This window comes from uncultured Roseicyclus sp. (genome assembly GCF_937892565.1).
GTDB lineage: Bacteria > Pseudomonadota > Alphaproteobacteria > Rhodobacterales > Rhodobacteraceae > Roseicyclus.
On the sequence record NZ_CALAHQ010000043.1, the window covers coordinates 65356 to 71355 of the forward strand.

Here is a 6000-nt window from a genome sequence, read left to right on the forward strand (position 1 = left end):
AAACCCATGCCCAACCATTACATTCCCCTCGAACTCAGCCATAGCCCCGCCCCCAAGATGCGGCATTTCGCACTGCTTGCCGGGATCGAAGCGAGTGTACGCGGCACGCTGATCTCGGCCATGCCGCTGGTCGTCTATGACGCGCTGGGCAGCGCCGAGGCGACATCCTCGGCTTATTTCATGGCCGGGATCGTGGCCTTGGGATGCGGGCTGATGGTGCCTTGGGCCACGCGGTATCTGCCGCGGCGCCTGGCCTATTCGGCGGGGTGCGTGTTGTATCTGGTGGGGATGGCGCTTGCCGTGACGGGGACGGCGGCGTTGGTGCCTTTTGCCCTGATTTGCCTTGCGACGGCGACGGCCACGACCTTCGTGTGCTTCAACGCCTATGTCCTTGACTATATCGACCGGGCCGAACTGGGCCGAACCCAATCCATTCAGATGGTCTATGCGGCGGGGCCTTGGGCCCTCGGGCCGATGACGGGGGTCTGGCTGTACGACTGGTGGGCGCCCGCGCCCTTCTTGCTGGCGGGTAGCTTTGCGACGGGGCTTCTGGTCACGTTCTGGGTCCTGCGGTTGGGAAACGGAAAACAGATCAAGCGGGCAAAGGGGCCCGCAGTGAACCCGCTGGCCTATCTGGGCCGCTTTTTCCAGCAGCCGCGGCTGATCGCGGGCTGGATGTTCGCGGTCATGCGGTCCTGCGGGTGGTGGGTCTATGTCGTCTATCTGCCGATCTTCTGCATCGAAGCGGGTCTGGGCGACAAGGTCGGGGGTATCGCGCTTTCAGTGTCAAACGCGCTTTTGTTCATCTCGCCCCTTATGCTGCGGCATGCGCGACGCACATCGGTGCGCCGATCGGTGCGGCTGGCCTTTGGGCTGTGCGGGGGGCTGTTCTTGATGGCGGCGGTCGTGTCGCCCCTGCCGTGGCTGACGGTCGTGGCCTGCATGGGGGCCGCAGTGTTTCTTGTGCTGCTCGATGTTGTGGGGGGGTTGCCCTTCTTGATGGCGGTCAAACCATCCGAGCGGACAGAGATGAGCGCGGTCTATTCCAGCTTTCGCGATGTCTCGGGCATCTTGACGCCCGGCTTTGCTTGGCTGGTGCTGCTGGTCGCGCCGCTGCCCGGTATCTTTGCGGCCACAGGGGCGGGGCTTTTGTGGGCCTTTGCCGTGGCGGGGCGCCTGCACCCGCGCCTTGGGGCCGCGCGCCCGTCCCGCGGGGCTGTAACGGCGACCGAATAGCCCGCCCCACACCCCAAAGGCCAGCCTCGGGCCCATCGGCACAGGCGTGCAACAGGATCGGGGCTTGCCGGGCCATGAACATGGCCCTTGCGGCCCTCAGGCCAAAGGGCGAAGGTACGCCGCAATCGCGCGCCCGGGCTGACCAAAGACTGCTGTGCCCAAGACATCACCCCGATGGCCCCATCGCTCTGGACGCCGGCCGCGCCTGACTGCTCCGCCCCCCTTTCCCCGCGCCCGCCCCTCTGGCATACCCTGCCCGAAATCGCCCAGACCCGAGGTCCAAGATGCACGATATCCGCGCCATCCGCGACAACCCGGCCGCCTTCGACGCCGCCCTCGCGCGTCGGGGGCTGCCGCCACAATCGCCCGCGATCTTGTCGCTCGACGAGGCACGCCGCGCCTGTATCCTGGCCGCCGAAACGGCACAGGCCGAGCGCAACGCCGCCTCAAGGGACGTGGGCGCCGCCAAGGCCGCGGGCAATGAGGCGGAATTTGATCGCCTTCGTGCGCTTGTGGCCGAAAAGAAAGACGACATCGCCCGGCTGGAAGATGACGCCAAGACCCGCGATGACGCGCTGCGCGACCTGCTTGCCACCATCCCCAACCTGCCCGCCGCCGACGTGCCCGATGGCGCGGACGAGGCCGCCAATATCGAGATCCGTCGCTGGGGCAGCCCGCGCGCATTCGATTTCGCCCCGCGCGAACATTACGACATCGCGGGTGTCAAACCCGGTCTTGATTTCGAGACGGCGGCGAAACTGTCTGGGGCGCGTTTTGTGGTGATGCAAGGCGCGGTGGCCCGCCTGCACCGCGCGCTGACGCAATTCATGCTTGATGTCCATACGATCGAGAACGGCCTGACCGAGGTGAACGGCCCCGTGCTTGTCCGGTCCGAGACGATGTTTGGCACCGGCCAGCTGCCCAAATTCGGCGAAGACAGCTATCAGACGACCAATGGCTGGTGGCTGATCCCCACCTCGGAAGTGTCGCTGACCAATATCGTCGCAGGCGAGATCCTCGACGAGGCTGATCTGCCCAAACGCTACACCGCCCATTCGCTGTGCTTCCGCTCCGAGGCCGGATCGGCGGGCCGCGACACGGCCGGCATGCTGCGCCAGCATCAGTTCGAAAAGGTCGAGATGGTGTCGATCACTCATCCCGACCAGTCCGACGCCGAACAAAAGCGCATGCTCTCTTGCGCCGAGGGGATCCTCGAACGCCTCGCGATCCCTTATCGCACCATCGTGCTGTGCACGGGCGACATGGGCTTTGGCGCGCGGCGCACCTATGACATCGAAGCCTGGTTGCCGGGCCAGAACACCTATCGCGAGATCAGCTCGGTCTCGACCTGTGGCGATTTTCAGGCGCGCCGCATGAATGCCCGCTTTCGCCCCACGGGTGGCGGCAAGCCGGAATTCCTGCACACGCTGAACGGGTCGGGGCTTGCCGTGGGCCGCTGCCTGATCGCTGTGCTGGAGAACGGCCAACAAGCGGATGGCGCGGTCCTTATCCCGGCGGCGTTGCAACCCTATATCGGGGGCAAGACATGCATCACCCCCGAGGGACATCTTGCCTGATCTTGAACGCCCCGACGACCCGCAAGACACCGCCAAGCTCAAGGCGGTGCTGGTGCTTGTCGCCACCATCGCCTTTGTCCTGTCGCCCTTTCTGGCGCAGCCCTTCACGGGCTTTGACCCTGCACAGATGCCCATCCCGGTAGAGCGCCCCCCGATCCAGCCTGCGGGCTATGCCTTTTCGATCTGGGGGGTGATCTATCTGTGGCTTCTGGCCTCGGCTGGGTTTGGGCTGATCCGGCGCGACACAGGGCGCGATTGGGATGCCGGGCGTTGGGCGCTTTTTGCCAGCCTCGCCATAGGCGCCTCCTGGATTGCGGTGGCCTTGAGCGCGCCGGTCATGGCGACTGTGCTGATCTGGCTGATGCTGGCCGGTGCGCTCTTGGCGCTGCGTCATGCGCCCGGCGGTGACAGGGTCTGGTTCGCATGGCCTGTGGGGCTTTATGCGGGCTGGCTGACCGCCGCCGCCTGCGTGGCGCTTGGCACGGTGGCCATCGGCCATGGGCTGGGCAGCGAGATCGCGATCAGCTGGATCATGCTGGTTTTTGCACTGCTGCTTGCGATGGGCTTCAGCCTGCGGCTGCGCATTGCCACCTATCCGATCGCGGTGGCTTGGGCGCTTGCGGGCGTGGTCGCGGCCAATGGTGCCAGCGCCTTTGGCATCGCTGCTGGCCTGGGCGCGCTGACGCTGCTCGCGCTTGCCCTGCGACAGGCACGCGCCTGATTTCGACTTTGCTTGCCAAATGGGCCGGAACGGGACGGGGGCAGCGCCCCCCGACCACGGCCAGCCCCCGCTCAGCGCTTGCCGCATCGCGGGCCAGCCGCTAGACCGTCATGCAGCGTTCCCCCCTGCCGGACATCCCCATGCGCATCTTGCTCACCAATGACGACGGCATCAACGCCCCCGGGCTCACGGCACTCGAAGCGATCGCCGCCGAAATCGCGGGGCCCAAGGGCGAGGTCTGGACCGTCGCCCCCGCCTTCGAGCAATCGGGCGTGGGCCATTGCATCTCGTATATCCATCCCACGATGATCGCCGAGCTTGGGCCGCGCCGTTTCGCTGCCGAAGGCTCGCCGGCTGATTGCGTGCTGGCGGGGCTTTATGATGTGCTGGCCGGCAGCCCGCCCGATCTGGTGCTGTCGGGGGTGAACCGGGGCAACAATGCGGCCGAAAACGTGCTCTATTCCGGCACCATCGGCGGCGCGATGGAGGCCGCGCTGCAAGGTCTGCCCGCCATCGCGCTCTCGCAATACTATGGCCCCCGCAACATCACGCTGGGCGACAGCTTCGAGGCCGCCGCCCAACACGGCGCGGGCGTGATCCGCAAGCTGTTGCAAAATGGCCATTGGGACCAGACGGATTACCGCGTCTTTTACAATGTGAATTTCCCGCCCCTGCCCGCCGCCGAGGTCAAGGGCATCCGCGTCGCTGCCCAAGGCTATCGCCGCGAAACCCGCTTTGGTATCGAAGCGCAGATTGCGCCGAACGGGCGGCGTTTCTTGTGGATCAAGGGCGGACGGCAAGATGTGCCGACAGCACCCGGCACGGATGCCCATGCCAATCTGGATGGCTATATCTCGGTCACGCCGATGCGGGTCGATCTGACCGCGCATGACCGCCTCGACAGCTTGCGAGCCGCGCTCGAATGACCCCCGAAGAGGCCACGCGCAAGATGCAGTTCCTGTTCCAGTTGCGCCAGAAAGGCGTGACCGACGCCCGCGTGCTGGGGGCGATGGAACGGATCGATCGCGGACATTTCGTGCGGGGGCATTTCGCAGATCGCGCCTATGAGGACATGCCGCTGCCCATTGCGTCGGGTCAGACCATCAGCCAGCCCTCGGTCGTGGGGCTGATGACACAGGCGCTTGGCGTGCAGCCGCGCGACACCGTGCTGGAAATCGGGACCGGCTCGGGCTATCAGGCCGCGATCCTGGGGGTGCTCGCGCGCCGGGTCTATACCATTGACCGCTACCGAACCCTGACGCGCGAGGCCGAGGCACGTCTGGCCGAACTGGGGCTGGCCAATATCACCGTGCTGACCGGCGATGGTTCCTTTGGTCTGCCCGATCAGGGGCCTTTCGACCGCATCCTTGTGACCGCCGCCGCCGAGGATCCTCCGGGGCCCTTGTTGCAGCAACTCAAGCCCGGTGGGGTGATGGTGGTGCCCGTGGGGCAATCGGATGCCGTGCAAAGCCTGATCCGGGTCAGCCGCCGGGCCGATGGCGCGGGCTTTGATTACGACGAATTGATGCCGGTCCGCTTCGTGCCGCTTGTCGACGGCTTGCCGCGGGACTGACGCGCGCCCAAGGCCCAAACGCTGTGCATTTCCCCGCCGCGGGGCTTTATCCCCAACGCGGTTTCGATGTACGATAGACGCAACACCAAGATCCCGACCCACGGGGCGTCAGCATTCGTGTGACCGACAGCGACACCGCCACGCCTATTGAGGAACATCCGAGCAATGCCCCGCGCGCCCCTGATTGCCTTTGGTCTGTGCCTGCCGCTTTTGATGGGCTGTGTCGGATCGGATCTGGATTTCGATCTCCGGCCTGACCGGATATCGACCCGCGGCGCGGGTCAGGTCGAACCGCGCCCGGCCCCGAATGCCAATGGGCTGATCAGCTATGGCAGCTACCAGATGGTCGTGGCACGCGGCGGCGACACGGTGGCCGATGTGGCCAACCGGATCGGCCTGCCGCCCGAGGAATTGGCCCGCTTCAACGGGCGCACCGCAAATGACGTGCTGCGGCCTGACGAGGTTCTGGCTGTGCCGGGCCGCGTCAGCCCCGATGGCAACCCCGATGGCGACATTACCGCCATTGCCTCCAGCGCAATCGCCGCGGCCGAAGCCCGCCAGCCCAATGCCTTGGCCAGCGCCGGCACCACCACCCAACCCGGCGAAGAGCCGGTGCGCCACCGGGTTGGGCGCGGTGAAACCGCCTATTCCGTTGCGCGGCTTTACAATGTCTCGGTGCGCTCGCTGGCTGAATGGAATGGGCTTGGTCCCGATCTTGCGGTGCGCGAAGGGCAATTTCTGATCATCCCCATCGTGCTTGAGCCCGTGACAGCCCCGAGTGCGGCCACCGCACCCGGTGCCAGCGTCGCGCCGCTTCCGCCATCGGCGGCCACGCCCTTGCCCGCCCCCATCGAACAAGCCGTGCGGCCCCCGCCACAAACCCCGACGCCCGC

General features: G+C 66.2%; 6 protein-coding genes. All 6 read left to right on the forward strand.

Annotation, left to right across the window (positions count from 1 at the left end; genetic code table 11):
• Positions 1-6 precede the first annotated feature (6 nt).
• Entirely contained in the window at positions 7-1236 is a 1230-nt protein-coding gene (locus tag Q0094_RS06360; protein WP_297616529.1) for an MFS transporter, read from the forward strand.
• Between the two features lie 284 nt (positions 1237-1520).
• Positions 1521-2813: a serine--tRNA ligase gene (serS, locus tag Q0094_RS06365; protein WP_297616533.1), complete on the forward strand. Its 1293-nt coding sequence runs from the start codon at positions 1521-1523 to the stop codon at positions 2811-2813.
• Entirely contained in the window at positions 2806-3534 is a 729-nt protein-coding gene (locus Q0094_RS06370) for a hypothetical protein (protein WP_297616535.1), read from the forward strand. Before serS ends, Q0094_RS06370 begins: the two co-directional genes overlap by 8 nt.
• Positions 3535-3674: 140 nt before the next feature.
• A complete protein-coding gene (surE, locus tag Q0094_RS06375; RefSeq protein ID WP_297616558.1) occupies positions 3675-4460 on the forward strand; it encodes a 5'/3'-nucleotidase SurE in 786 nt (261 codons plus the stop codon).
• Positions 4457-5107 carry a protein-L-isoaspartate(D-aspartate) O-methyltransferase gene (locus Q0094_RS06380; RefSeq protein WP_297616538.1) on the forward strand — a complete coding sequence of 217 codons (651 nt, stop codon included), beginning with the start codon at positions 4457-4459 and terminating at the stop codon, positions 5105-5107. Before surE ends, Q0094_RS06380 begins: the two co-directional genes overlap by 4 nt.
• A gap of 165 nt (positions 5108-5272) precedes the next feature.
• The coding region (locus Q0094_RS06385) for a LysM peptidoglycan-binding domain-containing protein (RefSeq protein WP_297616541.1) at positions 5273-6000 on the forward strand (728 nt) is incomplete at its 3' end.

What these genes read in the sequence shown, in the direction of transcription:
- Q0094_RS06360 (WP_297616529.1), top strand. Translation starts at nt 7, where the DNA reads ATGCCCAACCATTACATTCCCCTCGAACTCAGCCATAGCCCCGCCCCC.
- serS (WP_297616533.1), top strand. Translation starts at nt 1,521, where the DNA reads ATGCACGATATCCGCGCCATCCGCGACAACCCGGCCGCCTTCGACGCC.
- surE (WP_297616558.1), top strand. Translation starts at nt 3,675, where the DNA reads ATGCGCATCTTGCTCACCAATGACGACGGCATCAACGCCCCCGGGCTC.
- Q0094_RS06380 (WP_297616538.1), top strand. Translation starts at nt 4,457, where the DNA reads ATGACCCCCGAAGAGGCCACGCGCAAGATGCAGTTCCTGTTCCAGTTG.